Genomic DNA, 242 nt, shown 5'->3' with positions numbered 1-242 from the left:
CCGCTCGTCCTGCAGCGAGTACGACGCGGCGCGGACGAGCACCCGAACGCCGCGACGGCACGCCTCCTGCTCCATGCCGCGCGTAACGCCCGGCCAGTAGTAGTTCAGGGACGGAACGAGTACGGCGATCGTGCGGGCGGCGCCGGACTCCGCCGGCGACGACGGTGCCACCTCGTCGTCCTCGTCCGCGATCACGACGGGCGGCACCGCACCGCCATGGATGCGGACGAGCAGGCCCTCGT

Annotated in this window: 1 protein-coding gene; it reads right to left on the bottom strand. The window is 72.7% G+C overall.

All coding sequences use genetic code 11. The features are described 5' to 3' along the window. Positions 1 to 242: hypothetical protein (locus SB719_RS22245; protein ID WP_412160047.1), on the bottom strand; the 242-nt coding region annotated here is incomplete at both ends.

The sequence above is a fragment of the Pantoea sp. SIMBA_079 genome (genome assembly GCF_046940275.1).
In the GTDB taxonomy this organism is placed as follows: domain Bacteria; phylum Pseudomonadota; class Gammaproteobacteria; order Enterobacterales; family Enterobacteriaceae; genus Pantoea; species Pantoea borealis.
This window is presented reverse-complemented; position numbering and strand designations above follow the sequence as displayed.